Source organism: Lysobacter sp. CC-YZS074 (genome assembly GCF_056739745.1).
Genome location: NZ_CP200301.1, coordinates 709,898 through 736,897, shown reverse-complemented (window position 1 = coordinate 736,897; position 27,000 = coordinate 709,898). Strand labels below are relative to the sequence as shown.

At 71.5% G+C, this 27,000-nt stretch carries 25 protein-coding genes, 1 other RNA gene and 1 riboswitch; of the genes, 4 read left to right on the top strand and 22 right to left on the bottom strand.

From position 1 onward, the window contains the following. Window positions 1-134: 134 nt before the first annotated feature. From ftsA to rsmI, 15 genes are all read right to left on the bottom strand, one after another. Entirely contained in the window at window positions 135-1,385 is a 1,251-nt protein-coding gene (ftsA, locus tag U8331_RS03170; protein ID WP_481132186.1) for a cell division protein FtsA, read from the bottom strand. Further along, window positions 1,382-2,113 carry a cell division protein FtsQ/DivIB gene (locus U8331_RS03165; protein ID WP_481132185.1) on the bottom strand — a complete coding sequence of 244 codons (732 nt, stop codon included), beginning with the start codon at window positions 2,111-2,113 and terminating at the stop codon, window positions 1,382-1,384. Before U8331_RS03165 ends, ftsA begins: the two co-directional genes overlap by 4 nt. Then, entirely contained in the window at window positions 2,110-3,093 is a 984-nt protein-coding gene (locus tag U8331_RS03160) for a D-alanine--D-alanine ligase (protein WP_481132184.1), read from the bottom strand. The genes U8331_RS03165 and U8331_RS03160 overlap by 4 nt, the downstream gene beginning before the upstream one ends. Further along, complete coding sequence (gene murC, locus U8331_RS03155) at window positions 3,090-4,526, bottom strand: UDP-N-acetylmuramate--L-alanine ligase (RefSeq protein ID WP_481132877.1); 1,437 nt, start codon at window positions 4,524-4,526, stop codon at window positions 3,090-3,092. Before murC ends, U8331_RS03160 begins: the two co-directional genes overlap by 4 nt. 8 nt (window positions 4,527-4,534) lie before the next feature. After that, complete coding sequence (murG, locus tag U8331_RS03150) at window positions 4,535-5,626, bottom strand: undecaprenyldiphospho-muramoylpentapeptide beta-N-acetylglucosaminyltransferase (RefSeq protein ID WP_481132183.1); 1,092 nt, start codon at window positions 5,624-5,626, stop codon at window positions 4,535-4,537. Next, complete coding sequence (gene ftsW, locus U8331_RS03145) at window positions 5,623-6,957, bottom strand: putative lipid II flippase FtsW (RefSeq protein WP_481132182.1); 1,335 nt, start codon at window positions 6,955-6,957, stop codon at window positions 5,623-5,625. The genes murG and ftsW overlap by 4 nt, the downstream gene beginning before the upstream one ends. Then, the gene (gene mraY, locus U8331_RS03140) at window positions 6,957-8,042 is read right to left on the bottom strand and encodes a phospho-N-acetylmuramoyl-pentapeptide-transferase (protein WP_481132181.1); all 1,086 of its coding nucleotides are present in this window, start codon (window positions 8,040-8,042) and stop codon (window positions 6,957-6,959) included. Before mraY ends, ftsW begins: the two co-directional genes overlap by 1 nt. After that, on the bottom strand, window positions 8,032-9,444 hold the full coding sequence (locus U8331_RS03135) for a UDP-N-acetylmuramoyl-tripeptide--D-alanyl-D-alanine ligase (protein ID WP_481132180.1): 1,413 nt from the start codon (window positions 9,442-9,444) through the stop codon (window positions 8,032-8,034). Before U8331_RS03135 ends, mraY begins: the two co-directional genes overlap by 11 nt. Then, complete coding sequence (locus tag U8331_RS03130) at window positions 9,441-10,952, bottom strand: UDP-N-acetylmuramoyl-L-alanyl-D-glutamate--2,6-diaminopimelate ligase (protein WP_481132876.1); 1,512 nt, start codon at window positions 10,950-10,952, stop codon at window positions 9,441-9,443. Before U8331_RS03130 ends, U8331_RS03135 begins: the two co-directional genes overlap by 4 nt. An 11-nt stretch (window positions 10,953-10,963) precedes the next feature. Beyond that, entirely contained in the window at window positions 10,964-12,763 is a 1,800-nt protein-coding gene (locus tag U8331_RS03125) for a peptidoglycan D,D-transpeptidase FtsI family protein (protein WP_481132875.1), read from the bottom strand. Between the two features lie 155 nt (window positions 12,764-12,918). Beyond that, the gene (gene ftsL / locus U8331_RS03120) at window positions 12,919-13,185 is read right to left on the bottom strand and encodes a cell division protein FtsL (RefSeq protein ID WP_481132179.1); all 267 of its coding nucleotides are present in this window, start codon (window positions 13,183-13,185) and stop codon (window positions 12,919-12,921) included. Next, on the bottom strand, window positions 13,182-14,123 hold the full coding sequence (rsmH, locus tag U8331_RS03115; protein WP_481132178.1) for a 16S rRNA (cytosine(1402)-N(4))-methyltransferase RsmH: 942 nt from the start codon (window positions 14,121-14,123) through the stop codon (window positions 13,182-13,184). The genes ftsL and rsmH overlap by 4 nt, the downstream gene beginning before the upstream one ends. Window positions 14,124-14,134: 11 nt before the next feature. Further along, complete coding sequence (gene mraZ, locus U8331_RS03110) at window positions 14,135-14,581, bottom strand: division/cell wall cluster transcriptional repressor MraZ (RefSeq protein WP_481132177.1); 447 nt, start codon at window positions 14,579-14,581, stop codon at window positions 14,135-14,137. Between the two features lie 463 nt (window positions 14,582-15,044). Beyond that, an RNA gene (gene rnpB, locus U8331_RS03105) (RNase P RNA component class A) lies at window positions 15,045-15,398 on the bottom strand. Window positions 15,399-16,006: 608 nt separating this feature from the next. Next, window positions 16,007-16,831 (bottom strand): 16S rRNA (cytidine(1402)-2'-O)-methyltransferase, encoded by an 825-nt coding sequence (rsmI, locus tag U8331_RS03100; RefSeq protein ID WP_481132176.1) that lies wholly within the window; start codon window positions 16,829-16,831, stop codon window positions 16,007-16,009. 119 nt (window positions 16,832-16,950) lie between these two features. Between rsmI and U8331_RS03095 the strand changes: the two genes are divergently transcribed. Genes U8331_RS03095 through U8331_RS03080 form a run of 4 tightly spaced genes read left to right on the top strand, consistent with a single transcriptional unit; the run spans window position 16,951 to window position 20,795 of the window. Next, a complete protein-coding gene (locus tag U8331_RS03095; RefSeq protein WP_481132175.1) occupies window positions 16,951-18,318 on the top strand; it encodes a penicillin-binding protein activator in 1,368 nt (455 codons plus the stop codon). After that, window positions 18,302-18,679, top strand: coding sequence for a YraN family protein (locus U8331_RS03090; RefSeq protein WP_481132174.1), 378 nt, complete (start codon window positions 18,302-18,304; stop codon window positions 18,677-18,679). Before U8331_RS03095 ends, U8331_RS03090 begins: the two co-directional genes overlap by 17 nt. Before the next feature lie 50 nt (window positions 18,680-18,729). Continuing rightward, window positions 18,730-20,175: an FAD-binding oxidoreductase gene (locus U8331_RS03085; protein WP_481132173.1), complete on the top strand. Its 1,446-nt coding sequence runs from the start codon at window positions 18,730-18,732 to the stop codon at window positions 20,173-20,175. After that, window positions 20,172-20,795, top strand: a complete 624-nt coding sequence (locus U8331_RS03080) for a uracil-DNA glycosylase family protein (RefSeq protein ID WP_481132172.1) — start codon at window positions 20,172-20,174, stop codon at window positions 20,793-20,795. The genes U8331_RS03085 and U8331_RS03080 overlap by 4 nt, the downstream gene beginning before the upstream one ends. Before the next feature lie 309 nt (window positions 20,796-21,104). On the opposite strand, the gene thiL is transcribed toward U8331_RS03080, so the two are convergent. From thiL to nrdR, 7 genes are all read right to left on the bottom strand, one after another. Further along, complete coding sequence (gene thiL, locus U8331_RS03075; protein WP_481132171.1) at window positions 21,105-22,139, bottom strand: thiamine-phosphate kinase; 1,035 nt, start codon at window positions 22,137-22,139, stop codon at window positions 21,105-21,107. Window positions 22,140-22,161: 22 nt separating this feature from the next. Next, window positions 22,162-22,623, bottom strand: coding sequence for a transcription antitermination factor NusB (gene nusB / locus U8331_RS03070; RefSeq protein WP_481132170.1), 462 nt, complete (start codon window positions 22,621-22,623; stop codon window positions 22,162-22,164). After that, window positions 22,620-23,087 carry a 6,7-dimethyl-8-ribityllumazine synthase gene (gene ribH / locus U8331_RS03065; protein ID WP_481132169.1) on the bottom strand — a complete coding sequence of 156 codons (468 nt, stop codon included), beginning with the start codon at window positions 23,085-23,087 and terminating at the stop codon, window positions 22,620-22,622. The genes nusB and ribH overlap by 4 nt, the downstream gene beginning before the upstream one ends. A 37-nt stretch (window positions 23,088-23,124) precedes the next feature. Next, window positions 23,125-24,222 carry a 3,4-dihydroxy-2-butanone-4-phosphate synthase gene (gene ribB, locus U8331_RS03060; protein WP_481132168.1) on the bottom strand — a complete coding sequence of 366 codons (1,098 nt, stop codon included), beginning with the start codon at window positions 24,220-24,222 and terminating at the stop codon, window positions 23,125-23,127. Continuing rightward, window positions 24,219-24,821 carry a riboflavin synthase gene (locus U8331_RS03055; protein ID WP_481132167.1) on the bottom strand — a complete coding sequence of 201 codons (603 nt, stop codon included), beginning with the start codon at window positions 24,819-24,821 and terminating at the stop codon, window positions 24,219-24,221. Before U8331_RS03055 ends, ribB begins: the two co-directional genes overlap by 4 nt. 138 nt (window positions 24,822-24,959) lie before the next feature. Further along, window positions 24,960-25,126: riboswitch (FMN riboswitch) on the bottom strand. Between the two features lie 216 nt (window positions 25,127-25,342). Further along, on the bottom strand, window positions 25,343-26,434 hold the full coding sequence (gene ribD / locus U8331_RS03050) for a bifunctional diaminohydroxyphosphoribosylaminopyrimidine deaminase/5-amino-6-(5-phosphoribosylamino)uracil reductase RibD (RefSeq protein WP_481132166.1): 1,092 nt from the start codon (window positions 26,432-26,434) through the stop codon (window positions 25,343-25,345). A 35-nt stretch (window positions 26,435-26,469) separates the two neighbouring features. Then, the gene (gene nrdR, locus U8331_RS03045; protein ID WP_481132165.1) at window positions 26,470-26,991 is read right to left on the bottom strand and encodes a transcriptional regulator NrdR; all 522 of its coding nucleotides are present in this window, start codon (window positions 26,989-26,991) and stop codon (window positions 26,470-26,472) included. Window positions 26,992-27,000 lie beyond the last annotated feature (9 nt).

Sequence of the window (27,000 nt, the reverse complement as noted above, 5' to 3'; positions counted from 1 at the left end):
TATGTCTAGTTATGTGTTGCTGCCTGTGTCGCCGCTTGTTGCGTACTGCCGTTGCCACCCCTGTGCCTGGCCGGGGCGTCGTCGCCTCGGCTTTGTCCGGTAAATCGATCGGTGTACCTGTCCTGCCGGGGCCATCAGAATTCCCCCCGGAACCAGGTCTTGAGCTTGTTGAGGAAGTTGCCGGCGCGGCCGGCGCTGATCACCGGTCGGCGCGGGTTCTCGATCTGGCTGCCCATCAGCAGCAGGCCGACGCCGGTGGCGTGGACCGGGTTGCCGACCACTTCGCCCAGGCCGGTCACGTGCTGCGGGATGCCCACGCGCACCGGCATCTGCAGCATCTCCTCGGCCAGCTCGACCACGCCTTCCATCTTGGCCGCGCCGCCGGTCAGGACCATGCCGGCGCGGACGTGCTGTTCGAAGCCGCTGCGGCGCAGCTCGGCCTGGACCATTTCGAAGATTTCCTCGTAGCGCGCCTGCACCGCCTGCGCCAGCGAGTGGCGCGGCATCCGCCGCGGCGGGCGGTCGCCGACCGAGGGCACCTGGATCGACTCCTCGGCCGTCGCCATCTGCGCCAGCGCGCAGGCGTAGCGGACCTTGATCTGCTCGGCCTCCGGGGTCGGCGTGCGCAGCATGTGGGCGATGTCCTCGGTGACCTTGTCGCCGGCGATGCCGAGGCTGGCCGAATGCGCGATCGCGCCGCCGACGAACACGGCGATGTCGGTGGTGCCCGCGCCGATGTCGACCAGCACCACGCCGAGCTCGCGCTCGTCGCTGGTCAGCACCGCGTTGGCCGAGGCCAGCACGCCGAGGATCAGGTCATCGACCTGCAACCCGCAGCGCTGCACGCACTTGCTCACGTTGGCCGCGGCCGACTGCGCGCACACCACCAGGTGCGCATGCACCTCCAGCCGTACGCCGGTCATGCCGACCGGGTTGCGGATGCCCTCCTGCGAGTCGTCGAGCACGTAGTCGCGCGGGATCGCGTGCAGGATCTTCTGGTCGGCCGGAATCGCCACGGCCTTGGCCGCCTCGAGCACGCGGTCCAGGTCGGCAAAGCTGACCTCGCCATCGCGGATCGGGGCGATGCCCTGCGAGTTGCGGCACTGGATGTGGCTGCCGGAAATCGACGCATACACCGAGCGGATCTCGCAGCCGGCCATCAGCTCGGCCTCTTCGATCGCGCGCTGGATCGACTGCACGGTCGACTCGATGTCCACCACCACGCCGCGGCGCAGGCCGCGCGACTCGTGGCTGCCGATGCCGATGACCTCGATCGGGTTGGCTGGCCCGCCGTTGGACGGCGTGAATTCGCCGACCAGCGCCACCACCTTGGAGGTGCCGATGTCGAGGCCCACGATCAGCGATTTGTCGCCCTTGCGATTCATGTATTTCCCTGCGTACCTGCATCCGCCTTCGGGGCCGGGGCCCAGCTCAAGGCGAAACCGTTGGTGTAACGAAGATCGGCGCGTTGCAGCCGTTGCGTGTCCTGGTTGAGCAGTTGCGGCAGCAGCCGCACGAACCGGGCGATGCGCGCACGCGCCTCGTTGCGGCCGACCACGACCTCGGCCCCGCTGTCGAGCGCCAGGCTCCAGCTGCCACGCGGATCCAGCCGCACCGCGTGTATTTCGATGCCGAGGGGAGCGAACTGCCCCCGCGACTCGTTGTAGACCTCGACCACATCCTCGACCCGCCCATCCGGGCCGGCGAGTCGCGGCAGGCCGGCGGGCACCTCGATGCCCTCGGCCGGGAACAGCCGGCCGTGCTCGGACAGCAGCCGGTCCTCGCCCCAGCGCGCGAACGGCACGTGCTCGACCACCTGCACCTCCAGCACGTCGGGCCAGCGCTTGCGCACCTCGGCGTGCTCGACCCACGGCAGGCGTGAGACAGCGGCGCGGGCGCCCTCCAGGTCGACGGCGAAGAAGCCCTGGCGGGCGTACGGCAACAACGCGCTGCGCAGCGCGGCTTCGTCGACCCGGTCGAACGACCCGGTCGCGCGCAACGTGGTCAGCGGCCAGCGTTCGTGGCCGACCCAGCCGTTCAGCACGGCCACCACCGGCAGCGCCACCAGCGCGACGGCGAGCAACCAGGCCAGCAGGCGCAGCATTGCGTTCACGCCGATGCGCCCTCCCCGTCCCGCAGGCTGGACTCGAGCACGCGCCAGCACAGCGCTTCGAAGTCGATGCCGACCTGGCGCGCCGCCTTGGGCACCAGCGAGTGGCTGGTCATGCCGGGTGCGGTGTTGACTTCGAGCAGGAAGAACTCGCCGGTGGCGCGGTCGCGCATCACGTCGACCCGGCCCCAGCCGCTGCAGCCGGCCGCTTCGAAGGCGAGCAGCGCGATGCGGCGGATCTCGTCCTCGGCCTCCCCGTCGAGACCGGGGCACAGGTACTGGGTGTCCTCGGCGACGTACTTGGCGTTGTAGTCGTACCACTCGCCCTTCGGCACGATCCGGATCGAGGGCAGCGCGCGGTGACCGGTCCCGTCGGCGAGGACGGCGACCGTCAGTTCATCCCCGACCACCAGCTGCTCCATCAACAGCTCGCCCGGGTAACGCGCGGCCAGCGCGACCGCCTCGTCCAGCCCGCCCTCGTCCAGCACGCGCGAGACGCCGACGCTGGAACCTTCGCAGGACGGCTTGATGATCAGCGGCAAGCCGATCTCCCTGGCCGCGTCATGCACGTCCGCACCCTTGGGCAGGCGCACATAGCGGGGCGTGGGCAGGCCGACCGACAGCCACACCTGTTTGGTGCGGATCTTGTCCATGCTCAGCGACGAGCCGAGCACGCCGGAGCCGGTGACCGGCACGCCCAGTGCCTCGCACAGGCCCTGCAGCACGCCGTCCTCGCCACCGCCCTTGTTGCCGTGGAGGATGTTGAATACCCGGTCGACCCTGCCGGCGCGGATCGCGTCGACCAGTGCCGGGATGCCGTCGACGGCAAACGCGTCGACCCCGCGCGCCTGCAGTGCCTCGAGCACGTTGCGGCCGGAGTCGAGCGACACCTCGCGTTCCGAGCTCGTGCCGCCCATCAGCACGGCGACCCGGCCGAATGCCACGGGGTCGGCGACCAGCGACGAGGCGAACGGCGCGCTCATGCGGCACCCCCGTCGACGAATCCGTGGGTGGCGACATGCTGGGCCGCCTGGCCGATGTCGCCGGCGCCCATCATCAGCAGCAGGTCGCCGTTCTCGAGCACGTCGCCAAGCACGCCGGGCAGCTCGCTGGCGGCGCCGACCACGATCGGATCCACCCGGCCGCGGGTACGGATGGCGCGTGCCAGCGCGCGCGCGTCGGCGCCGGTGATCGGGCTTTCACCGGCGGCGTAGACCTCGGTGAGCACCAGCGCATCGGCGGTCGAGAGCACCGCGGCGAAGTCGTCGAACAGGTCGCGCGTGCGGCTGTAGCGGTGCGGCTGGAAAGCCACGACCAGGCGTTTGTCCGGCCAGCCGCCGCGCGCCGCGGCAAACACGGCCTCGAGCTCCTTCGGGTGGTGGCCGTAGTCGTCGACCACGGTGACCAGCCCACCCTTCGTCAACGGCGTCTGCGACAGCAGGTTGAAGCGGCGGCCGACGCCGGCGAAGCCCTCCAGCGCGCGCGCGATCGACGCCGCATCGACGCCGAGCTGCCACGCCACCGATGCGGCCGCCAGCGCGTTCTGCACGTTATGCCGCCCCGGCATCGCCAGCGTCACCGGGCAGCGCCCGCCGTCGGGCAGGCACAGTACGAAGCGCATCCGCGCGCCCTGCTGGGCCACGTCCTCGGCCCGCACGTCGGCCGCCTCGGAGAACCCGTAGGTCATCACGTGGCGCGGTGTACGCGCCGCCAGCGCGGCGACCTCGGGGTCGTCGATGCACAGCACCGCCAGACCGTAGAACGGCAGCCGGTGCATGAACTCGTCGAATGCCGCCTGGACCTTGGCGAAGTCGCCGCCGTAGTTCTCCAGGTGGTCGGCATCGATATTGGTGACGATCGCTATCTGCGGATTGAGCCGCAGGAAGCTGCCGTCGCTTTCATCGGCCTCGGCCACCAGCCAGTCGCCGCCGCCCAGGCGGGCATTGGCACCGGCGGCGAGCAGCTGCCCGCCGATCACGAAGGTCGGGTCGATTCCGCCCTCGGCCAGCACGCTGGCGGTCAGCGAGGTGGTGGTGGTCTTGCCGTGGGTGCCGGCGACGGCGATGCCCCGCTTGAAGCGCATCAGCTCGGCGAGCATCTCCGCGCGCGGCACCACCGGGATGCGCTGCGCACGCGCTTCCATCAGTTCCGGATTGTCGGGCCTGATCGCGCTGGACACGACCACGCAATCGGCGCCGAGCACATTGGCCGCGGCGTGCTCGCGATGCACGGTGATGCCGAGTCGGGCCAGGCGGCGGGTGACCGCGTTGTCGGCCTTGTCCGAACCCGACACCTGGTAGCCGAGCGTGCCCATCACCTCGGCGATGCCGCTCATGCCGGTGCCGCCGACACCGATGAAGTGCACGCGCGGAAATGCCTTGGCGAGGTCGCCACCATGCTGCAGGCGGCGGCGGATGGTACTGCTCATGCAGCCTGCTCCGGGAACGCGTGTTGAAGGACGATGTCGGCCACGCGGGCGGCGGCATCGGGACGGGCGAGCGCGCGGGCGGCCTGCGCGAGGCGCAGCAGGTCGGCACGCTCGGCCAGGATTTCGAGGGTGGCCGACAGGCGCTGGGCGAGCTCGGCGGCGTCGGTGCCCTGCGGCAGCAGGTGCGCGGCGCCGCGGTCGACCAGGAACTCGGCGTTGCGGGTCTGGTGGTCGTCGACCGCCTGCGGGAACGGCACCAGCACGCTGCCGACACCGGCCGCGCACAGCTCGGCGAGGGTCAGCGCACCGGCGCGGCAGACCACGACGTCGGCCCAGTCATAGGCGGCCGCCATGTCGGCGATGAACGGCTCGACCGTGGCCTCGATTCCCGCCCGCTCGTACGCATCGCGCGCGTCTTCGAGCTGGCGCTCGCCGCACTGGTGGCGCACCTCGCAGCCGTCGACCCGCCCGCGCAGACCGGCCAGCGCCAGCGGCACCGCGCTGTTGAGCGCACGCGCGCCCTGGCTGCCACCCAGCACGAGGATGCGCAGCGGCCCCTCGCGACCCGCGAAACGGCGTTCCGGCACCGGCAACGCGGCAATCTCCGCCCGCACCGGGTTGCCGACGGTCTGCTCGTCGTCGAACGTGTCGGGGAAGCCGGTCAGCACCGCGTCGGACAGGCGTGCGAGCACGCGATTGGTCAGGCCGGCGGCGCGGTTCTGTTCGTGCACCACCAGCGGGATGCCGGCCATCCGTGCGGCCAGCCCGCCCGGCCCGGCGGCGTATCCGCCGAAACTGATCACCGCACGCGGGTTGCGCTGGCGCAGCAGCCGGACGGCGGCACGCACCGCACCGGCGACCTTGAACGGCGCGCCCAGCAGGGTCGCCACGCCCTTGCCGCGCAGGCCGCGTACGGGAATGGTGTCGATCGCGATGCCGTGCTGCGGCACCAGCCGGGTTTCCATCGCGCCGTCGGCGCCGAGCCAGCTCACCGGAACCCCACGCTCGAGCAGCTCGCGCGCGACCGCCAGGCCCGGGAAGATGTGGCCGCCCGTCCCGCCGGCGAGGATCATCACCGGCCGGCTCATGCGCCCGTCCTCCCGAGTACCGGCTCGATCCGCTGGCGCAGGCGGCTGGTGCCGCGCGCCGCGGTCACCAACGCCACCGTGGCGGGGCTGGCGACCGATGCCGGCAGCGGCTGCGCGGTCGCCGGCACGCCGGTGGACGCCTGTACCGCTTCGCCGCGCAGGCGGGCGACCTGGCGCCGGGCGCGGTCGAGTTCGTAGGACACCCGCAGCAGCAGGCCGACCGCGGCGCAGGTCATCAGCACGCTGGAACCGCCCGAGGAGATCAACGGCAGGGTCAGCCCCTTGGTCGGCAGCAGGCCGAGGTTGACGCCGATCGAGACGAAGCTCTGCAGGCCGATCCACAACGCGATGCCGAACGCGCAGTAGCCGGCGAAGTAGCGTCGCATCTCTACGCACTTCAAGCCGACCCACAACGCGCGCCCGACCAGCACCGCGTACAGCCCGATCACGGTGCAGACACCGACGAAGCCCAGCTCCTCGGCGATGACCGCGAGGATGAAGTCGGTATGCGCCTCCGGCAGGTACGACAGCTTCTGCACCGAACCGCCGAGGCCGACGCCGAACCACTCGCCGCGGCCGACCGCCATCAGCGCGTTGGTCAGCTGGTAGCCGGAGTTGAACGGGTCGGCCCAGGGATCCAGGAACGAGGTCAGGCGGCGCACGCGATAGGGTTCGGCGATAGCCACCACCGCCAGCAGCGGCAGCCCGACCAGCACCGGCCCGAACATCCGCGGCATGTTGACCCCGCCCAGCACCAGCATGCCGCCGGTGATCGCCAGGATCAGCGAGAGCGAGCCGAAGTCCGGCTGCAGCACCAGCAGCACCACCAGCAGCATCGCCACGCCGAGCGGCTTGAGCATGGCCGACCAGGTCGCGGTGACCTCGTCGCTGTAGCGCTTGAGGTAGCTGGCCAGCCAGATGATGTAGAGCAGCTTGACCGCCTCCACCGCCTGGAAGCTCGACACCCCGAGGTTGATCCAGCGCCGCGCACCGTTGACCTCGTTGCCCAGCCCCGGGATGAACACCGCCAGCAACAGGCCGACGCACGCCAGCAGCAGCCAGTGGTTGTAATGCTCGACCGTCTTCAGCTCGGTCCGCATCATCCACGCGGCCAGCCCCACGCCGACCGCGAGGAAGGCCACGTGCCGGACCAGGTAGTGGAACGGCCCGACGCCGTAGTCGAGCGCGATCGAGATCGAGCTGGAGCCGACCATCACCACGCCCAGGCACGCCAGCGCGCACGCGACGCCGAGCAGCCAGCGGTCGTAGTGACCGCTGATCGCGTCGAGCCGGGTGGCCTGTCGTGCAGCCTGGCGCGCGGTGTCCGTCATCAGCGCACCTTCAACGTCGCCAGGCCGACCAGCACCAGCACCACCGAGATGATCCAGAAGCGCACGATCACGCGCGGCTCGGGCCAGCCCTTGAGCTCGAAGTGGTGGTGGATCGGCGCCATCCGGAACACGCGCTTGCCGGTGAGCTTGAACGACGCCACCTGGATCATCACCGACAGCGTCTCGATCACGAACACGCCGCCCATGATCACCAGCACCAGCTCCTGGCGGACGATCACCGCCATCGTGCCGAGCACCGCGCCCAGCGCGAGCGCGCCGATGTCGCCCATGAACACCATCGCCGGGTAGGTGTTGAACCACAGGAAGCCGAGCCCGGCGCCGGCAATGGCCGCGCAGATGATCACCAGCTCGCCCGCGCCCGGCACCTGCGGGATCTGCAGGTACTCGGAGAACACCGCGTTGCCCGAGGCGTAGGCGAACACGCCCAGCGCGCAGGCCACCAGCACCGTCGGCATGATCGCCAGCCCATCGAGGCCGTCGGTGAGGTTGACCGCGTTGGAGAAGCCGACTATCCAGAAATAGGCGATCGCGACGAAGCTGAAGGCCACCAGCGGCAGCGCCACCGCCTTGAAGAACGGGATGTAGAACGTGGTCTCGGCCGGCACCTCGGCGGTCATGTACAGGAACACGCCGGCGGCGAGGCCGAACAGCGACTGCAGCGCGTACTTGGTGCGCGACTTCATGCCGTTCGGATCGCGGCGGACGATCTTGATCCAGTCGTCCCACCAGCCGATCGCCCCGAACGCGACCATCACCGCCAGCACCAGCCAGACGTACTTGTTGCGCAGGTCGCCCCACAGCAGCACCGAAGCGAGCACGGTGAACAGGATCAGCGCGCCGCCCATGGTCGGCGTGCCGGCTTTGGAGAAGTGGGTCTGCGGACCGTCCTGGCGGATCGGCTGGCCGCCCTTGTACTGGGCGAGCTTGCGGATCACCGCCGGCCCCCACCACAGCGACAGCGCCAGCGCGGTCAACGCGCTGAGGATGCCGCGGAAGGTGAGGTAGCCGAACAGCGCGAAGCTGCTCTGCAGTTGTTCGAGCCAGCGCGCGAGTTCAAGCAGCATCGGTGGAGCCCCCTTGCCCATGTGGGCCCTGTTCCGACAGCAGCGCCGTCACGATCTTGTCCATCGCGCTGCCGCGCGAGCCCTTCACCAGGATCCTGATGCCGGCGCCGCCGTCCTCCCGTGCCAACCCGGCACGCAGCGCGTCGGCCAGCTCGGCGTGGCTTCCGTACTCGTGGCCGCCTTCGCCGAACGCCTTTGCCGCGGCAGCGCTCAGGCCGCCCAGCGCGAACAGCCGCCGGATGCCGGCCGCCTTCGCCCGCCGCCCGGCCTCGGCGTGCATCGCCTCGGCATCGGCACCCAGCTCGCGCATGTCGCCGAGTACCAGCCAGCCTTCGCCCGGTCCGGCGGCGAGGGTGTCGATGGCGGCGGCCAGCGAACCGGGGTTGGCGTTGTAGCTGTCGTCGATCAGCACCGCGCCGCCGGCCAGGGTGTGCGGAACCAGCCGGCCGGCGACCGGCCGCGCAGCGTCGAGCCCGCGCGCGATCGCCGCCAGCGGAATCCCCAGCCCGAGCGCCAGCGACGCCGCGGCCAACGCGTTGCGCACGTTGTGGCGGCCCGGCATCGACAGCGTGATCGCGACCTCGCCGTCCGGAGTGACCAGGGTGAAGCGCATGCCTTCGGCGACGACGGCCAGCTCGCGCGCGGTCACGTCGGCGCTGGCATCCAGCGCGAAGCGCAGCAGCCGCCGACCGTGCGCGCGTTCGGCGAAGTACGGCGCGAACGCGTCGTCGGCGTTGATCACCGCCACGCCCTGCGGCGGCAGCGCGTCATAGATCGCGGCCTTGGTGTCGGCGATGGCCAGCAGGCTGCCCATGCGTTCCAGATGCGCCGGCGCGACGTTGTTGACCAGCGCGACGTCGGGCCGCACGACCGCGGTCAGGTAGGCGATGTCACCCGGCTTGCCGGCACCCATTTCGTACACGGCGAAACGCGCCTGCTCGGGTGCGTCGAGCACCGCCAGCGGCAGGCCGATCTCGTTGTTGCGGTTGCCGGGATTGGCGTACACGTCGGTGTCGGCCGCCTGCAGGATCGACAGCAGCAGGGTCTTGACGCTGGTCTTGCCGTTGCTGCCGGTGATCGCGGCCACCTTCGCCGCGCGACCGCGTTGCACCGATGCGGCCAGGTTGGCCAGTGCGCGCTCGGTGTCGGCGACGACCACCTGCGGTAGCGGGATATCGAGCGGTCGCGACACCAGCGCGGCGCCAACGCCCCGCTCGGCCGCGGCCGCGACGTGGTCGTGGCCGTCGAAGTTCTCGCCCTTCAGCGCGACGAACAGCCGGCCGGCATTGCCGCCGTCGGCCAGGGTCCGGGTGTCGGTGACCAGCGCGTCGATGCTGGCATCCCCGCCCTCGAGGCGGCCGCCGGTCATGCGGGCGATATCGGAAAGCCTCAACGTCTTCATGGTCGCTCCTGCGCCTCCTGCGCTCGCGCGCCGTGCGCACCCGCGCCGCGCACCCGCGCCTCCAGCGCCGAATGGGCCACGCCGGTGTCGTCGAACGGGTGACGCACGCCATCGATCTCCTGGTACGGTTCGTGGCCCTTGCCGGCCACCAGCACGATGTCGTCCGCGCCGGCCATGGCGACCGCCCGCCGGATCGCGGCGCCGCGGTCGCGCTCGATGGTGGCGGCACCGTCGCCGCGGAAGCCGGCGACGATCTCGGCCACGATGCTGTCGCCGTCTTCGCCGCGCGGGTTGTCGTCGGTGACGATCACCACGTCCGCGTGGGTCTGGGCGATCGCCGCCATCTGCGGCCGCTTGCCGCGGTCGCGCTCGCCACCGCAGCCGAACACGCACACCAGTCGCGCGGCGGCATGGGCGCGCAGCGACACCAGCGCCTGTTCGAGTGCGTCGGGCGTATGGGCGTAGTCGATCACCACCAGTGGCTGGACGCCGTCGCCGCCCAGGCGATTCATCCGGCCGTGGACCGGCTGCAGGCGCGACAGCAGCTTCGCCACTTCCGCCGCCGGCGTGCCCAGGGCGAACAGCGCACCGCCGACGGCGAGCAGGTTGTCCACGTTGAACCGTCCCAGCAACGGCGAGCGCACCGGATGGCGCGCGTCGCCCGCCACCAGCTCGAACTCCACGCCGCTGTTGTCGAACCGCAATGCGTTCGCGCGCATGACCGCGCCTTCCACCCCGCGGGAGCTGACGCCGACCGCGCGGACGTCCGCCGGCAGGGCGTCGTGCATCGCGCGGCCGTGGGCGTCGTCGAGGTTGATCACCGCCGCCTGCAGGCCGGGCCACGCGAACAGCCGCGCCTTGGCCGCGCCGTAGCCTTCCATGTCGCCGTGGTAGTCGAGGTGGTCGCGGGTGAGGTTGGTGAACACCGCGACGTCGAAATGGACGCCGTCGACCCGGCCCTGGTCGAGCGCGTGCGAGCTGACCTCCATCGCCAGCGCCTGCGCACCGGCGGCGTGCAGGTCGTCGATGAGGTCGTGCAACTGCAGCACCAGCGGGGTGGTGAACCCGGTCGGCACCACCCGTCCCGCGAGCCCGGCGCCGAGGGTGCCGATGGTCGCGCCGATGGTGCCCTGCAGCTGCCAGGCCTGGCCGAGCAACTGCACGGTGGACGTCTTGCCGTTGGTGCCGGTCACGCCAACCACCGGCAGCTGCGCGCTGACCCGGCCATGGAACCGGTCGGCCAGCTCGCCCATGCGCGCGCGCAGGTTCGGTACGGCGATCGCGTCCGCGGGCGCGGGGATCCCGGCACTGTCGGGCGGTTCGAACAGGATCGCGACCGCACCGGCGGCACGCGCCTGTTCGACGAATTTCAGGCCATGCGTGCCGAAGCCGCCGATCGCGACGAAGGCGTCTCCGGGCTTGATCGCCCGGCTGTCCTGCACCAGACCGGTGATCACCCGCTCGCTGGCAATGCCGGCGACGTCGGGCAGCAGTTCGGCCAGGGGCATGCGGCGGCGGCTCATCGCGCGCCTCCGATGCTGACCGGGTCGGGCAACGACACCGGCGCCGGCAGCGTGCCGGTTGTGGCCGTGGCGACGGCGGGCAGCACGGGCGCGTCGTCCGGGGTGCGGCCACCGTTCTGGCGGGCACGCTTGGCCTGCGCTTCGGCCTGCGCGGCCAGCCAGGTCTCGATGTCGTCCGGCGGTACGTCCATCAGCCGCAGCGCGCCGGCCATGACGTTCCGGAAAACCGGGGCCGCGACCGCGCCACCGCCGTAGCCGTGGCCCTTGCTGGAGTCGGGCTCGTTGACCACCACCACCATGGCGAAGCGCGGGTTCTCGATCGGCACCACCCCGGCGAACAGCGCGATGTACTTGTCGGAGTAGCCGCCGGTCGGGCTGAACTTGCGCGCGGTGCCGGTCTTGCCGCCGACGTGGTAGCCGAGGATCGCCGCGCCGGTGGCGGTGCCGCCCTTCTCGGTGACGGTCTGCATCATCCGCAGCACCTGGTCGGCGACCTCGGGCTCGATGATCTGCTCGCCTTCGTTGCGCTGGCCCTTGACGAACGTAGGGGCGGTCAGCACGCCGTCGTTGGCCAGGGCGGCGTAGGCCATCGCGATCTGCAGCGGCGTCGCCGACAGGCCATAGCCGTAGGACATGGTGCGCTTGGTGGTGCCGCTCCACTGGTCGGGCGCGGCAAGCACGCCCGAGGATTCGCCCGGGAACCCGCTGTCCGGCTTGTGGCCGTAGCCGAAACGCTCGATGAAGCCGTGGAAATAGTCGTCCGGCAGGCGTTCGGCGAGCTTGGCCGAGCCGACGTTGGAACTGTTCGTGATGATGCCGGTGACCGTCAGCGCGCCGTAGTTGCGGAAATCGTTGATGGTGTAACGGCCGTTGGCCATGTAGCCCGGCGAGGTGTCGACAATGGTCGACGGGGTGACGATGCCGCGGGTGAGTGCGGCGGCGACGGTGATCGGCTTCATCGTCGAGCCGGGCTCGACCACGTCGGTGACCGCGCGGTTGCGGCGCGCGTCGCTGCGCCCGCCATCGAGGTCGTTGGGGTTGTAGCTGGGCAGGTTGGCCATCGCCAGCACTTCGCTGGTGGCGATGTCGAGCACCACGACCGAGCCGCTGCTGGCGCTGGCTTCGAGCAGCGCGTTGCGCAGCTCGCGGAAGGCGAGGTACTGGATGCGCCGGTCGATCGTCAGGGTGAGGTCGTGGCCGGGCTCGGCCGGGCGGATCAGGTCGACGTTCTCGATGATCCGGCCCTGGCCGTCGCGGATCACGCGCTTGGCGCCGGGGGTGCCGCGCAGCCACTCGTCAAACGCCAGCTCCAGCCCTTCCTGGCCGGCGTCGTCGATATTGGTGAAGCCCAGCACGTGCGCGAGCGCCTCGCCCTGCGGATAGAAGCGACGGAATTCGCGCTGGCTGAACACGCCGGGGATTTCGTGGGCGAGGATCCTGCGGGCCTGGCCGGGATTGATCCGCCGCTGCAGGTACATGAACTCCTTGTCCGCACGCTGGGTGAGCTTGCGGGTGAGGTAGTCGGTCGGCACGCCCAGCGCATCGGCCAGCTCGGGGATGCGGTCGGCGTGCTTGAGCAGCTCCTGCGGGTTGGCCCAGACCGATTCGACCGGGGTCGACACCGCGAGCGGCTCGCCGTTGCGGTCGGTGATCATGCCGCGCGAGGTCGGGATCGGTATTTCCCGCAATGCGCGCGCGTCGCCCTGCTCGACGTAGAAGTCGTTGTTGAGCACCTGCACGTCGAACGCGCGTCCCACCAGCGCGACCGAACACAGCGCCAGCGTGCCGCCCACCATCGCCAACCGGTGGCGCGGGTTGTAGCGCGCGCCGCGGCGGGCGCCGCGAACGTCTTCGTTGCGGAACAGCGCGACGAATCCGCTCCAGGACAGACGTGGACCGGGCTGGCCGCTCCGACCCTCGCGGTACGCCTCGCGCCGGCGGTCACGCGGACTCATGGACGGATCACCACGATCTCGGCGCCTTCGGGGAACTTCATCCCGAGACGGTCGCGCGCGACCTGGTCGATCCGGTTGCTCTCGGCCCAGGTGGCCTGCTCCAGCTGCAGCCGGCCGAAGTCGATGTTGAGCTCGTCGCGCGCCTTCTCCAGCCGGCTCGCCTCGACGAACAGCACCCGGTGGCGATGGCGCGCGTGCACCACCGCGAGCGCGGTGACGACGTTGGCGACGACCAGCACGGTCAGCAGCAGGCGCGCGGTCATGCGGTGTCCCGCGGGAGTTTCTCGGCCACGCGCAGCACGGCGCTGCGGGCACGCGGGTTGTCGCCGGTCTCGGTGGCGTCGGCCTTCTGTGCCCCGTCGACCGCGAGCAGGTCCGGGGTGAAGGCGGCCTCGACCGGCATCCGCCGGTTGGCCGGCGGCGCCTTGGCATGGCGCGCGATGAACTGCTTGACGATGCGGTCTTCCAGCGAGTGGAAGCTGATCACCGCCAGCCGCCCACCCGGCTTCAGGCGCTCCAGCGCGGCGTCGAGCCCGGCCTCGAGGTCGGCCAGCTCGCGGTTGATGAAGATGCGGATGGCCTGGAAGCTGCGCGTCGCCGGATGAATCTTCTGCGCGCCGCGCGGAATCACCGAGGCGATCAACTCGGCCAGTTGCGCGGTGCGGAGCAGCGGCTGCTCGCCGCGACGACCGACGATCGCGCGGGCGATGCGGCGCGACTGGCGTTCCTCGCCGTAGGTCCACAGCACGTCGGCGATCTCGCGCTCCCCGGCCTGCGCCAGCCACTCGGCTGCGCTCTGCCCGGCGTCCGGGTCCATCCGCATGTCGAGCGGCCCGTCCTTGCCGAAGCTGAAACCGCGCTCGGCGACATCGAGTTGCGGTGAGGACACCCCGAGGTCGAGCAGGATGCCGTCCAGGCCACCGGCAGTGGTGTCCCAGCGCGCGAGGTCGGCAAAGCTGCCACGGAAGATCGACACGCGCGGGTCGGCCCCGAACTCGCGTTCGGCGACGGCGATCGCTTCCGGGTCCTTGTCCATCACCAGCAGCCGTCCTCCGGCGCCGAGTTGGTCGAGCACGCCGCGCGCGTGGCCGCCGCGGCCGAATGTGCCATCGAGGTAGGCTCCATCCCCACGCACCCGCAGGCCTTCCAGGACCTGCCGGTACATCACGGGAAGGTGGCCGGAAGTCGCCGAGCGCTCCATGCCACCGTCCGTCATAGCTGCAGGTCGAGCAGTTCCTCGCTCAGATCCTCGTCAGACACCGTCTGCTGGATCTGCGCGTGGTGCGCCTGCTCGCTCCACAGTTCGAACTTGTCACCCATGCCCAGCAGCACCGCCTTGCGCTCGATGCCGACCGCTGCACGGTGGCTGGCCGGGACGGTGATGCGGCCGTTGCCATCCAGCTCGACGAAGGTGGCCGCGCCGACCAGCTTGAGCTGGAGGTTGCGGTTGACCTTCTTGGCCTTGGGCAGCTTGTTGACCTGGTCGCGCACGCGCTCCCAGGCCGCCAACGGGTAGAGGTACAGGGAGCCGGACTCGAACGGGTTGTAGGTGATGACCAGCCGGTTGCCGCATTCACTCGCGACGAGGTCGCGGTGGGCGGTGGGCACCGCCATCCGGCCCTTGTCGTCGATCGTGATGGCGGTCTCGCCCTGGAACATTGCGCACCTGGTTGTTGGCCGGCCTCTGGTGGGCGGTTTGCCTATTGGGCATACGGCTGCTGGAGCCCTATGCGGCCACCGAAAACCACAAAAACCCCGGTTTTCCCTCGGATGACCACCTTAGGGAGGGGTCCGGGGGTTGTCAACAACTTTGCGGAGGCAATTTCACTAGGCGCATCAATGAGTTGGAACGAACTTCAGAGTCTTATTCAAGACTTATCCACTAACCGTTGTTTCGTCTCATTTTTTGAGATTTCAGGGTTGTGGAGAAGGCGTGAAAGCACCGCGGCGATTCGCCGGCGGGAGTTTGCTGCATTGCAGCATCAACCAGAGTCCGGGAACGCGGGGCCGAGGCAACGGAGAGTGGATCCGGACCGGGACGTGGAACGGACTGCACCTCGCGCAGCGAGCGGTATTCGCCCTTAAGCAAAAAGGCACGCCGAAGCGTGCCTTTTTGCTTAAGGGGCGGAGCCGGCCGATAAGCCGGGTTCTGTCGTGGACAGTCATTCCTCTAGACGCATCGTCGCCGATACGCTCAAGCAACCTACCCGGACCCGACGCGGGCCGCGCCTTCAGGTCCCTATTTGGTCTTGCTCCCGGTGGGGTTTGCCGTGCCGGTCCGTTGCCGGACTCGCGGTGCGCTCTTACCGCACCGTTTCACCCTTGCCACGCGCTCCCGGAGGAGCCGTTCGGCGGTTTGCTCTCTGTTGCACTTTCCGTCGGCTCGCGCCGCCCAGGCGTTACCTGGCACCGTGCCCTGTGGAGCCCGGACTTTCCTCGGCACCCCGAAGGGTGACGCGACTGCCTGGCCGACTCCGCGGGCGCAGTCTACCGGGGTTGGTGGTTTTTGCGAGGTGGCGACGCCGGGCGCGGGTCGTGGCGGTTCAGGGTTTTGTCGGGGCTCAGAAGCGGGCTCCGTTGAATGGCGCGTCGCGGTCGACTGCCCTTGGAGGCGTTGCTCCCCGGCTCGGTAGGGCCATCCATGGCCCTACTCGCCGCCGCGCGCATCCATGCGCGCTGTACGCAAAACCCCCAAGGGCAGTCGCCCACGGGCCGTGGCGCGGGTTTCGGGAGAGGGGGCTGCGTGACCCAGTAGACGCACGTGCCGTCGTGGCTGGACATGGAACCGTCCGAATTCGACCCGCCAGCAACGGAACCGGGTGGATGAAATCACCGGCGCCAGGGCGATAGACCCCGCAGCTACGTCAGGTCACGCCGTTTCTCGTCAGAGCCAACGTCACACATACGCCGATGCGGCGTCCTGGCGGGGTGTTGCGGAGAGTGCGCCAAGGATGGCGCACGGCCCCGAGTCGAACCATGGATGGTTCGACCGAGGGCGGAGCCAACACCCCGCCAGGGCGCCGCTCTCGCCGAAGCCGAGAACCCACCTGTTGCTGTTGCTCTTAAACTGGCGACCGAGAACCCTCAACCCGCCCCGTAAAGCGCCTTGCGCGGCGCTCCGCTGAGTTCGGCCGCGAGCTTGGCGGCGGTCGACGGCGGCAGGTGTTCGGAGAGCTTCGCGTACAGCCGGAGCCCTTCCTGCAGCTTCGCATCGGCGTCGTCGCCGGCACCCTCGACGATCAGCACGAACTCGCCCTTGCGCTGGTTGACGTCCGCCTCGACCGTCGCGCCGAGCCCGGCGAGGGTGTCGTCGAGCACCGTCTCGAACAGCTTGGTCAGCTCCCGCGCCAGCACCGCCCGGCGCGCGCCACCGAACGCCGCCGCCAGGTCGGCCAGCGACTCGCCGATGCGGTGCGCCGACTCGTAGAAGATCAGCGTGCGCGGCTCGGCCGCCAGCTTCGACAACCGCTCGCGCCGGGCGCCGGCCTTGGCCGGCAGGAAGCCCTCGAACACGAACCGGTCCGACGCCACCCCCGCCACGCTCAGCGCCGCGATCGCCGCGCACGCGCCCGGCACCGGCGACACCCGCACCCCGGCCGCACGCGCCGCGCCGACCAGCCGGAAGCCCGGATCGCTGACCAGCGGCGTGCCGGCGTCCGACACCAGCGCCAGTGATTCGCCCGCCTGCAACCGCGCCACCAGCTGCGCCGCCTGCGCGTCCTCGTTGTGCTGATGCAGGGCCAGCAACGGGCGTTCGACGCCGAAGTGGCCCAGCAACTGGCGGGTGTGGCGGGTGTCCTCGGCGCAGATCGCGTCGACCGTGCGCAACGTCTCGAGCGCACGCGGGCTGAGGTCGCCGAGGTTGCCGATCGGGGTCGCGACGACGTGGAGGGTGCCGGGGGTCTGCATCGCGACGATGGTAGGCGGGGGCGGCGGGCTTGTCTCGGGCTGCCGTCGCGGACGCCATGCGGGGCGATGGTTAGAATCCACCGGTCCCCCAACGGAGCGCCGCGCGCGGTGCGTACGCGATGAATCACAAGCCTTCCGCCACCCGCCTGCGCTGGCTGGCCGCGGTACTGGTCACCACCGCCCTGCTGGGTGGCTGCGCGATCGGGCCGACGCGGTCGAGTTCGACCACCGCGAGCGCGCCGCAGAACCCGCTGATCGACCAGGCCAGTGCGCTCGCAGGCAACCCCGCCAACGCCGGCCAGATCGACGCGTTGCTGGCCCAGCTCGACGACGCCACCCTCGCCGAGCATGCAGCGGCGCTGCCCGAGGGCCATCCGTTGTATCCGTATGCCGGCCGTGCGCTGCTGCGCCGCGGGCTGCCATTGCCGCGCCCGTTCGACCGGGTCGCGTGGCAGTTCGACGCCAGCGCACGCCCGCCGGCCGAGCCCGACGGTTACCGTCCGCCGACCCGGCTGGCGGTGCTGCTGCCGCTGTCGGGCGACCTGTCGGCCGCCGCCGCGCCGGTGCGCGACGGCCTGCTGGCCGGCTACTACGGCGAGTCGCGCCGACGCCCGGACGTGCAGTTCTACGACACCCACGGCACCCCCGGCGGTGCCCTGGCCGCCTATGACCGCGCCGCCGGCGAGGGCAACGATTTCGTGGTCGGCCCGCTCGGGCGCGACGAGGTCGGCGCGCTGTTCAACCGCGGCAACCTCGCCGTGCCGGTGCTCGCGCTGAACCGCGCCGGCGACATGCCGCCGGCCGGCAACGCCAGCTTCTCGCTGTCGCCGGAGGACGAGGGCATCGCCGCCGCCGGCCTGCTGCTGGAACGCGGTGCGCGCGACGTGCTGGTCATCGCCGGCCCCGACGACAGCCAGCGCCGCGCCGTCGACGCGATGCGCAACTACCTCGCCGAGCACGGCGCGACCGTCACCGGCATCGCCAGTGCCGGCATCGCCGACTTCACCCCCTACGCGCAGGCCGAGGGCGGCATCGACGCGGTGTTCCTGGCGGTGCGGGGCAACGTCGCCCGCGAGCTGATGCCGCGGCTGGCGCTGGCCGGGCTGGCCGGCCTGCCGCGGGTGGCGACCTCGCACCTGCTGTCGGGCACCGGCAAACCGGAGGAGGACCGCGTGCTGGACGGCATCGCGTTCCCCGGCGAGACCTGGACCAGCGGCGGCCATGTCGCCGGACTGGCGCCGGAGGCGACGGTGGCGGAACGGCTGCCGACCGCACGCGGCGGTGCGGCGCGGCTGTTCGCGTTCGGCCATGACGCGTGGCTGCTGACCGCGTACCTCGACAAGCTTGCGCAGTCGCCCGGGGCCAGCGTCAGCGGCGCCACCGGCGTGCTGCGCATCGACGGCTCCGGCAACGTCCAGCGCACCCCGGCGTGGTCGACCTTCAGCGCCGGCGTGGCGGTGCCGCTGGCCAATGCCGGTCGCTACTGACCGGCGCCAGCGTGGTGCCGCGGTCGAAGCCGCGGCCCGCGCCCGCCTGGTCGAGGCCGGCCTGCGGCCGGTGGCGGCGAATGCCAACTACCGCCTCGGCGAGCTCGACCTGGTCATGCTCGACGGCGAGGTGCTGGTGTTCGTCGAGGTCCGCTACCGCCGCGACGACCGTTACGGCGGCGGCGCGGTCTCGGTCGACTGGCGCAAGCAGGCCAAGCTGGTCCGCGCCGCGCAGCTGTTCCTGATGCGCCACCGCCGCTACGCCGACGCGCCCTGCCGGTTCGACGTGGTCGACGCCTCCGGCGACCCGGACGCGCCGGAGATCAACTGGATCCGCGACGCGTTCCGCCCCGGCGACTGAGCGTTGCCGCGCGCGGGCGCAGAATGTCCGCGTCACGACCGGTTGCCACCATGCCCCTTTCCTCCGAAATCGACCGCGAACTGGCCGCGCTGCTCGGCGGCGGCTGGCTGACCGATCCCGGCGAGCGGCTCGGTTATGCCTATGACAACTCGCGCCGGCAGTCGCTGCCCGACGCGGTCGCGCTGCCGACCACGCGTGAGCAGGTGATCACACTGGTGCGCGCCTGCCGCGCCACCCGCGTGCCGCTGGTCGCGCGCGGCCGGGGCACCAACACCACCGGCGCGGCGGTGCCGGTGGCCGGCGGCGTGGTCGTCTCGTTCGAGCGCATGGACCGGATCATCGACATCCGCCCCGGCGACCGCTGCGCGGTGGTCGAGCCCGGCGTGCTCAACGGCGACTTGCAGACCGCGCTGGCGCCGCATGGGCTGTTCTGGCCGCCGGACCCGACCAGCGCGATGTTCAGCACGGTCGGCGGCAACCTCGCCTGCAACGCCGGCGGCCCGCGCGCGGTGAAGTACGGCGCCAGCCGCGACAACGTGCTGGCGCTGGTCGCGGTGACCGGCGCCGGCGAGCTGGTCGAGTGCGGCACCGCGACCACCAAGGGCTCGACCGGCTACGACCTGCAGCGGCTGCTGGTGGGCAGCGAGGGCACGCTGGCGCTGATCGTCGAGGCGACCCTGCGACTGGCGCCGGCACCCGCCGCGCGCCGCGCGGTCCGCGCGATCTACCGCGACGTCGCCTCGGCCGCGGCGGCGGTAGCGCGGCTGATGGCGCAACCGGTGACGCCGTCGATGCTGGAGTTCATGGACGCCGATGCGGTGCGGCTGGCACGCGATGTCGGCGGCGCCGACCTGCCGGCCGAGGCCGGCGCGCTGCTGATGATCGAGGCCGACGGCGACGCCGACCGGCTGCCGCGCGACATCGAGGCGCTGATGGCCGCCGCCGGCGGCGACGGGCTGGTGTCGCTCGACGACGCCGCCGACGAGGCCGCGCGCGCGCGCCTGTGGGCCGCGCGCAAGGCGCTGTCGCCGGCGCTGCGCACGCTGGCGCCGGGCAAGATCAACGAAGACGTGGTGGTGCCGGTATCGCGCATCCCGCCGCTGGTCGACGGCGTGCAGGCACTGTCGCGCGAGTTCGCGCTGCCGATCGTCTGCTTTGGCCACGCCGGCAACGGCAACCTGCACGTCAACCTGCTGTACGACCCGGCCGACGCCGGCCAGAACGCGCGCGCGCAGGCGGCGATGGCACGCGTGTTCGCGCTGGCGCTGTCGCTGGGCGGCACGCTGTCGGGCGAGCACGGCATCGGCCTGGCCAAGCGCGACTTCATGCCGCAGGCGATCACGCCGGCCACGCTCGACCTGATGCGCCGGCTCAAGGCGGTGTTCGACCCGGACGGCATCCTCAATCCGGGCAAGTTGCTGCCGCCGGAGGGAGATGGCGGCACCGATCGTGGTCATGGCGACGACGGCGTGCCGGACGTGCCAGGGCAGCGATGACGGAACGCCTCGACACGCTGCTGGCCGACATCGAGCGCTGCCGCCTCTGCGCCGCCGCGCTGCCGCACGAGCCGCGGCCGGTGCTGCGCGCCCACGCCGACGCGCGGCTGCTGGTGGTCGGACAGGCGCCCGGACGCAAGGTCCACGAAAGCGGCGTACCGTGGGACGACGCCAGCGGCCGGCGCCTGCGCGAGTGGATGGGCATCGACGCAGACACCTTCTACGACGCACGGCAGGTCGCGATCGTGCCGATGGGGTTCTGCTATCCGGGCAAGGCCGGCTCCGGCGACGCGCCCCCGCGGCCCGAGTGCCGCGCGGCCTGGCACCCGCGGCTGCTGCCGCTGCTGCCGAACGTCGGCCTGACCCTGCTGATCGGCCAGTACGCGCAGGCGTACTTCCTCGGCCCGCGCCGCGGGGACAGCCTGACCGCGACGATGCGCGCGTGGCGCAGCTACCTGCCCGAGCACCTGCCACTGCCGCACCCGAGCCCCCGCAACGTCGCATGGTTCAAGGCCAACCCGTGGTTCGAGGGCGAGGTGCTGCCGACGCTGCGGGAGCGGGTGCGCGAGGTGTTGGCGGGGCCGCCGTCACCCGCGGGAGAAGCCGTAGGAGCGACGTGAGTCGCGACGCACTGACTGGTGGTACGTGCGGCGTTCAACGCGAAGTCCCAATCGCCCGGCCGTGCATCCGCGTTGATCGTCAGCCGACGGTTTCCAGTGGGTCGCGACTCACGTCGCTCCTACGGGTCGCTTCACCCGTCGTGCGGTGCGGGGATGGTGCAGATGCGGTGACGGTCCGGGTCTTCGTAGGAGCGGCTTCAGCCGCGATCCGGCAATCGTTCGCCCGTGCCGGCTCCACGATCGCGGCTGAAGCCGCTCCTACAAGAGCGCGAAACGACGGCCCGCGGTTTGGCCGTTACACGGGACGTGCTAGGGCCCAGGCTCCGCGAAATGCGCATAGCCGACGCGCTTCGGCGTCCACGGCGCACCGTCGCGGTCGCGCGCGACGACGCCAACGCCATTGGTGACATGGCCGATGCGCGCCAGCGGCACGCCGAGCGCGCCAGCGAGCGCCTCGATCGGCGCCCGCCGGTTGGGCGGTGCGGTGAAGCACAACTCGTAGTCGTCGCCACCGGCCGCCTGCAGCGAGCGGCGTCGCGGCACGTCGAACGCTTCGTCCAGCGCGACCGAACACGGCAGCGCGTCGATGTCGACCTCGGCGCCGACACCGCTGGCGCGGCAGACATGGCCGAGGTCGGCCAGCACGCCGTCGGACACGTCGACCGCGGCATGCGCGAGTCCGGCGAGGGCGCGTCCCAGTTCGACCCGCGGCGTCGGCCGGTCCAGCCGCGGCCGCAACGCCGGCAGCGCCCCGGCCGCGGCGTCGGCCGGTGCCGCCGCCAGCACCGGCCCGGCTTCGCAGGCGGCGGCGACCACCGGTTGCGCCGGCCGCTGCAGCAATGCCAATGCGCCCGCGGCGTCGCCGAGCGTGCCGCTGACCCAGATGTCGTCGCCGGCACGCGCGCCGTCGCGGCGCAGCGCCCTGCCCGGCTCGACCAGCCCGTGCATGGTGACGCTGATCGACAGCGGCCCGCGGGTGGTGTCGCCGCCGACCAGCGCGACGCGGTGCGCGCCGGCCAGTTCGAGGAAGCCGTCGAGGAAGCCGTCGAGCCACGCCGGGTCGGCCTCCGGCTGCGACAGCGACAGCGACAAGGTGCACCACGCCGGTTCGGCGCCCATCGCGGCGAGGTCGGACAGGTTGACCGCGAGCGCCTTCCAGCCGATGTCGGCCGCTGCGGTGTCGTGCGGGAAATGCACGCCGGCGTTGAGGGTGTCGGCGGCGACCACCAGCTGGCGGCCGGGCGGGACGGCGAGGATCGCGGCGTCGTCGCCGATGCCGAGCACGACGTCGTCGCGCGACGCCACCCGGGCGCGGATGCGGTCGATCAGGTCGAATTCCATCACGACGCCCCGGCCCGTACGCGCGTCAGCGGTTGCGCGCGGCGTTCGCCTCGACCGCGCGCCACTCCGCCGCGGCATGGTCGAGCACGCCGTTGACGTAGGTGTGGCCGTGCTCGGCGCCGAAGCGCTTGGCGGTCTCGATCGCCTCGTTGATCACCACGCGGTACGGCACGTCGGGGCGGTGGCGCAGCTCGTAGGTGGCGATGCGCAGCACCGCGCGCTCGATCGCGTCGACCTGCTCGATCTCGCGGTCGAGGAACGGCGCCAACGCGGCATCGAGGTCGTCGAGGTGGTCGGCCACGCCGTGCACCAGGTCCTCGAAGTAGGCCAGGTCGGCCACCTCGCGCGCTTGCTCGTGGGCGAACTGGGCGATCACCTCGCGCGCCTTGGCGCCCGACAGCTGCCAGGCGTAGACCGCCTGCAACGCGCGGCGGCGGGCGCGCGAACGCGCGACGGGGTCGATGCCATCGGGGCGGCGACGGTTCATGCCAGTTGCTCCAGGAGGTGGGCCATCTCGATCACCGCCAGCGCGGCTTCCTCGCCCTTGTTGCCGTGGGTGCCGCCGGCGCGTGCCTCGGCGTCCTCGAACCGCTCGACCGCCAGCACGCCGTTGCTGACCGGCACGCGGTGGTCGATCTGCACGCGCATCAGGCCTTCGGCGCAGCGGTCGGCGACGTGCTCGTAGTGGCGGGTGTCGCCGCGGATCACGCAGCCCAACGCAACGATGCCGGCGTGGCGGCCGGCCGTGCCGAGACGGGCCGCGACCAGCGGCAGCTCCCACGCGCCCGGCACGCGCACCACGTCGACGGCGCCTTCGTCCACGCCGTGGTCGGCGAACGCCTTGCGGGCGCCGGCGACGAGGGTGTCGGTGATGCGCGGGTTCCAGCGGCTGGCGATGATCGCGAAACGCGCGCCGGCGGGGCTGCGCAGGTCGCCTTCGATATGGGGCATGGGCGGGTCGGTGGCGATTGGAGGGGTAGTTTAGACGCTAGACGTACTCGACCACTTCCAGCCCGAAGCCGGCCAGGCCGATCTGCTTGCGCGGGGTGCCGAGCACGCGCAGCCGGCCCAGGCCGAGGTCGGCGAGGATCTGGCCGCCGGCGCCGTTGCGGCGCCATTCGCTCAGGTCCTGGCCGCGGGCCAGCGTGTCGCTGCCTTCGGGCTGCTCGCGGATCCGCGCCAGCAGCGCGTCGGGGCCGGCGGACTCGCCCAGCAGCACCAGCGCGCCGCGGCCTTCGGCGGCGATCGTCGCGAGCACGTCGCCGACCGCCGGGCCGAAGTCGGCGCGCCGCCAGTGCAGCGCGTCGCTCAGCGGGTTGAGGATGTGCACGCGCACCAGCGTCGGGGTCGCGGAGTCGGGCTCGCCGCGCAGCAGGGCGAAGTGCAGGCCGTGGCTCAACCGGTCGCGGTAGGTCACCAGCTGGAACGGGCCGTGGTCGGTCTCGATTTCGCGCGCGTCGACCCGCTCGACCGTGTGTTCGGTTTCCAGCCGGTAGCGGATCAGTTCCTCGATCGAGCCGATCTTGAGGCCATGCTCGGCGGCGAACTTCTCCAGCTCCGGCCGCCGCGCCATGGTGCCGTCGGCGTTCAGGATCTCGACCAGCACGCCGGCCGGCTCCAGCCCGGCCATCAGCGCGAGGTCGGCGGCGGCCTCGGTATGGCCGGCGCGGTTGAGCACGCCGCCGGGCTGGGCCTGCAGCGGGAAGATGTGGCCCGGTTGGCTGAGGTCGCGAGGCGCCGCGTCCGGCCGCACCGCGGTGCGGATGGTGTGGGCGCGGTCGTAGGCGCTGATGCCGGTGGTGACGCCCTCGGCCGCCTCGATGCTGACCGTGAAGTTGGTGTGGTGCTGCGAGGTGTTGTCGCGGACCATCGGCGGCAGGCCGAGCTGGCGGCAGCGTTCGCGGGTCAGCGACAGGCACACCAGCCCGCGCGCGTGGGTCACCATGAAGTTGATGTCGGTCGGCTTGACCAGCTCGGCGGCCATGATCAGGTCGCCCTCGTTCTCGCGGTCCTCGTCGTCGACGATGACGACCATGCGGCCGGCGCGTATCTCTTCCAGCAGTTCGGGGACGGGGGCGAAGCTCATGGGCGGACTCCGGTGCCGAGCAGGCGCTCGACGTAGCGGGCGACGAGGTCGACCTCGAGATTGACGGCATCGCCCCGGCGGGTGCCGGCGAAGGCGGTGTGGGCGACGGTGTGCGGGACCAGCGCGACCTCGAAACCGGTGCCGTCGACCGCGTTGACGGTCAGGCTGACCCCGTCGACGCAGATCGAGCCCTTCTTCGCGACGTAGCGCAGCACCGCGGCCGGTGCGCTGAAGCGCCAGCGCTGGGCACGGGCGTCGTCGGCCATCGACTCGACCGCGCCGACGCCGTCGACGTGGCCGCTGACGAGATGGCCGCCGAGGCGGTCGTCGGGCCGCATCGCCCGCTCCAGGTTGACCGCGGCACCAACCGGCAGGCGGCCGAGCGTGGTCAGCGCCAGGGTCTCGTTGGAGGCGTCGGCCTCGAACGCGCCGGCGTCGAAGGCGACCACCGTCAGGCAGGTGCCGTTGACGGCGATGCTCTCGCCCATGCGGACGTGGTCGAACGGCAGCGTGCCGACCTCTATCCGCAGCCGGGCATCGCCGCCGCGGTCCTCGCGCGCGGCCAGTCGGCCGACGCCTTCGATGATGCCGGTGAACATCAGCGCGCCTCCCGGGCCGTGTGTGACGGCGGACAGGCGGCGGAGACGGTGTGGGTTCGGAGCATGGCGATGTTTCCCGCGTCGATCAGCGAAAAACGCCACAAGGCATGGCTCACGCACGGCACGGGGCCGGGCGTACGCCGTCTTCTTTCATCCGGACTGTGACCGTCGGCTCCGGCATCGGACCGGATCTGCTGACCCTGCGGCGGTGTGCTGCCGGAGGCGCTCGCGGGCTCGTCGGCACGGCTGCTGGAGCCGGGCGACCTACCGCCGGTGGGGAGTTTCGCCCCGCCCTGAAGACGTTGGTGGTGGTGGTGTGCCGCCGCGGCGGCCGGCGAATTCTAGCACCGTGCCCACCCGCGACCGGCCCGTGGGCGGAACGCTGCGTGCGGTGGATGGTTGTGCGGTGACTCGGTGCAGGCGCCGGTTCGGGCCTTTGTAGGAGCGGCTTGAGCCGCGATCGGCTGGTCGTTCGCCTGCGCCGAATCCACGATCGCGGCTGAAGCCGCTCCTACAAAAAGCTAGCCCTTCGGCTGCAGCAGCACCCGGATATCGCCCCCGATCACCCGCGAGTCGACGATCTCCATCTGCAGCCGGTCGGCCATGTGCTCGATGTTGAGTCCGTCGAACAGCGGCCGCGCCTTCGAGCCCAGCAGTACCGGCGCCACGTACAACAACAGCTCGTCGACCAGCCCGGCGTCCATGAACGCCGCCGCCAAGGTCGCGCCGGTCTCGACGTGGACCTCGTTGATGCCGCGCCCGGCCAGCAGCTTCAGCACCGCGTTGAGGTCGAACCGGCCGTGTTCGACCTCGACCACCGCCAGCTGCGCGCTGAGGCCGCGGGTGAGCTTGGTCTGCGGCGCGTGCACGTACAGCGTCGGCGCGTCGCCCTCGCGCACCCGGCCGCGGTGGATCGTCGCCAGGCCCGGGTCAAGCACCACCCGCAGCGGCGGCTCGAACGGGGTGTCGTCGCCCAGCCGCACGGTCAGCGACGGGTCGTCGGCCAGCACCGTGCCGGCGCCGGTGACGATCGCGCCGGCGCGCGCGCGCCACTGCTGCACGTCCTGGCGCGAGGCCTCGCCGCTGATCCACTTGGACTCGCCGTTGGCCAGCGCGCTGCGGCCGTCGATGCTGGTCGCCAGCTTGACCCGCACCCACGGCCGGCCGCGCACGATCCGCGACAGGTACCCGCGGTTGAGCGCGCGCGCCTGCACCTCCATCAGGCCGTGGCCGACCTCGATGCCGGCCGCGTGCAGCCGGTCGAAACCGGCGCCGTCGACCTGCGGGAACGGGTCGCGCATCGCCGCCACCACCCGCGCCACGCCCGCCTCGACAAGCACGTCCGCGCACGGACCGGTGCGGCCGGTGTGCGCACACGGCTCCAAAGTCACGTAGACGGTGGCGCCCTTCGCACGCTCGCCTGCGGCCTGCAGCGCGAGTACCTCGGCGTGGGCCTCGCCGGCGCGCCGGTGGTAGCCCTCGCCGACCACTTCGTCACCGTGGGCGATGACGCAGCCGACCATCGGGTTCGGCCGGGTGGTGAACGCCCCGCGCTCGGCCAGCCGCAGCGCGCGGGCCATCATCAGGTGGTCGGTGGCGGTGAAATCGGACATCGGGCGCTCCCTGTGCGACGCCGGAGCGGGTTCGCTCAGCGCCTGCGTGGCTTGGATGGCGTGGCCGCATCGCCGCCGAGCAGCGGCAGCTGGCCCTCGCCGGAACTGTCGCTTTCGAGCCGGTCGAGTTCCTCGCGGAAGTCGGCCACGTCCTCGAACGCGCGGTAGACCGAGGCGAAGCGGACGTAGCCGACGTGGTCGAGCTTGCGCAGCTCGGCCATCACGAACTCGCCGACCCGCATCGACGGCAGCTCGCGCTCGGCGGTCATGCGCAGCTGGTGCACCACCGCGCGCACCGCCGCCTCGATCTGCTCTTCCGACACCGGCCGCTTCTGCAGCGCGCGGTCGAAGCCCGAGCGCAGCTTGCGCGCGTCGAACGCCTCGCGGCGACCGTCGGACTTGCAGATCACCGGCAGCTTCAGCTCGATCGTCTCCATCGTGCTGAAGCGCTCGCCGCAGGCCTCGCACACGCGACGGCGGCGGATCGTGGCGCCGTCATCCGACACCCGCGAGTCGATCACGCGGGTGTCGGTGTGCTGGCAGAAGGGGCAGTGCAAGGGCGGCCG

Excerpts from the sequence above, each read along its gene's own strand:
- ftsA (WP_481132186.1), bottom strand. The coding sequence starts at position 1,385 with ATGAATCGCAAGGGCGACAAATCGCTGATCGTGGGCCTCGACATCGGC.
- U8331_RS03160 (WP_481132184.1), bottom strand. The coding sequence starts at position 3,093 with ATGAGCGCGCCGTTCGCCTCGTCGCTGGTCGCCGACCCCGTGGCATTC.
- murG (WP_481132183.1), bottom strand. The coding sequence starts at position 5,626 with ATGAGCCGGCCGGTGATGATCCTCGCCGGCGGGACGGGCGGCCACATC.
- ftsW (WP_481132182.1), bottom strand. The coding sequence starts at position 6,957 with ATGACGGACACCGCGCGCCAGGCTGCACGACAGGCCACCCGGCTCGAC.
- mraY (WP_481132181.1), bottom strand. The coding sequence starts at position 8,042 with ATGCTGCTTGAACTCGCGCGCTGGCTCGAACAACTGCAGAGCAGCTTC.
- U8331_RS03135 (WP_481132180.1), bottom strand. The coding sequence starts at position 9,444 with ATGAAGACGTTGAGGCTTTCCGATATCGCCCGCATGACCGGCGGCCGC.
- U8331_RS03130 (WP_481132876.1), bottom strand. The coding sequence starts at position 10,952 with ATGCCCCTGGCCGAACTGCTGCCCGACGTCGCCGGCATTGCCAGCGAG.
- U8331_RS03125 (WP_481132875.1), bottom strand. The coding sequence starts at position 12,763 with ATGGTGGGCGGCACGCTGGCGCTGTGTTCGGTCGCGCTGGTGGGACGC.
- ftsL (WP_481132179.1), bottom strand. The coding sequence starts at position 13,185 with ATGACCGCGCGCCTGCTGCTGACCGTGCTGGTCGTCGCCAACGTCGTC.
- rsmH (WP_481132178.1), bottom strand. The coding sequence starts at position 14,123 with ATGGAGCGCTCGGCGACTTCCGGCCACCTTCCCGTGATGTACCGGCAG.
- mraZ (WP_481132177.1), bottom strand. The coding sequence starts at position 14,581 with ATGTTCCAGGGCGAGACCGCCATCACGATCGACGACAAGGGCCGGATG.
- rsmI (WP_481132176.1), bottom strand. The coding sequence starts at position 16,831 with ATGCAGACCCCCGGCACCCTCCACGTCGTCGCGACCCCGATCGGCAAC.
- U8331_RS03095 (WP_481132175.1), top strand. The coding sequence starts at position 16,951 with ATGAATCACAAGCCTTCCGCCACCCGCCTGCGCTGGCTGGCCGCGGTA.
- U8331_RS03090 (WP_481132174.1), top strand. The coding sequence starts at position 18,302 with ATGCCGGTCGCTACTGACCGGCGCCAGCGTGGTGCCGCGGTCGAAGCC.
- U8331_RS03085 (WP_481132173.1), top strand. The coding sequence starts at position 18,730 with ATGCCCCTTTCCTCCGAAATCGACCGCGAACTGGCCGCGCTGCTCGGC.
- U8331_RS03080 (WP_481132172.1), top strand. The coding sequence starts at position 20,172 with ATGACGGAACGCCTCGACACGCTGCTGGCCGACATCGAGCGCTGCCGC.
- nusB (WP_481132170.1), bottom strand. The coding sequence starts at position 22,623 with ATGAACCGTCGCCGCCCCGATGGCATCGACCCCGTCGCGCGTTCGCGC.
- ribH (WP_481132169.1), bottom strand. The coding sequence starts at position 23,087 with ATGCCCCATATCGAAGGCGACCTGCGCAGCCCCGCCGGCGCGCGTTTC.
- ribB (WP_481132168.1), bottom strand. The coding sequence starts at position 24,222 with ATGAGCTTCGCCCCCGTCCCCGAACTGCTGGAAGAGATACGCGCCGGC.
- U8331_RS03055 (WP_481132167.1), bottom strand. The coding sequence starts at position 24,821 with ATGTTCACCGGCATCATCGAAGGCGTCGGCCGACTGGCCGCGCGCGAG.
- ribD (WP_481132166.1), bottom strand. The coding sequence starts at position 26,434 with ATGTCCGATTTCACCGCCACCGACCACCTGATGATGGCCCGCGCGCTG.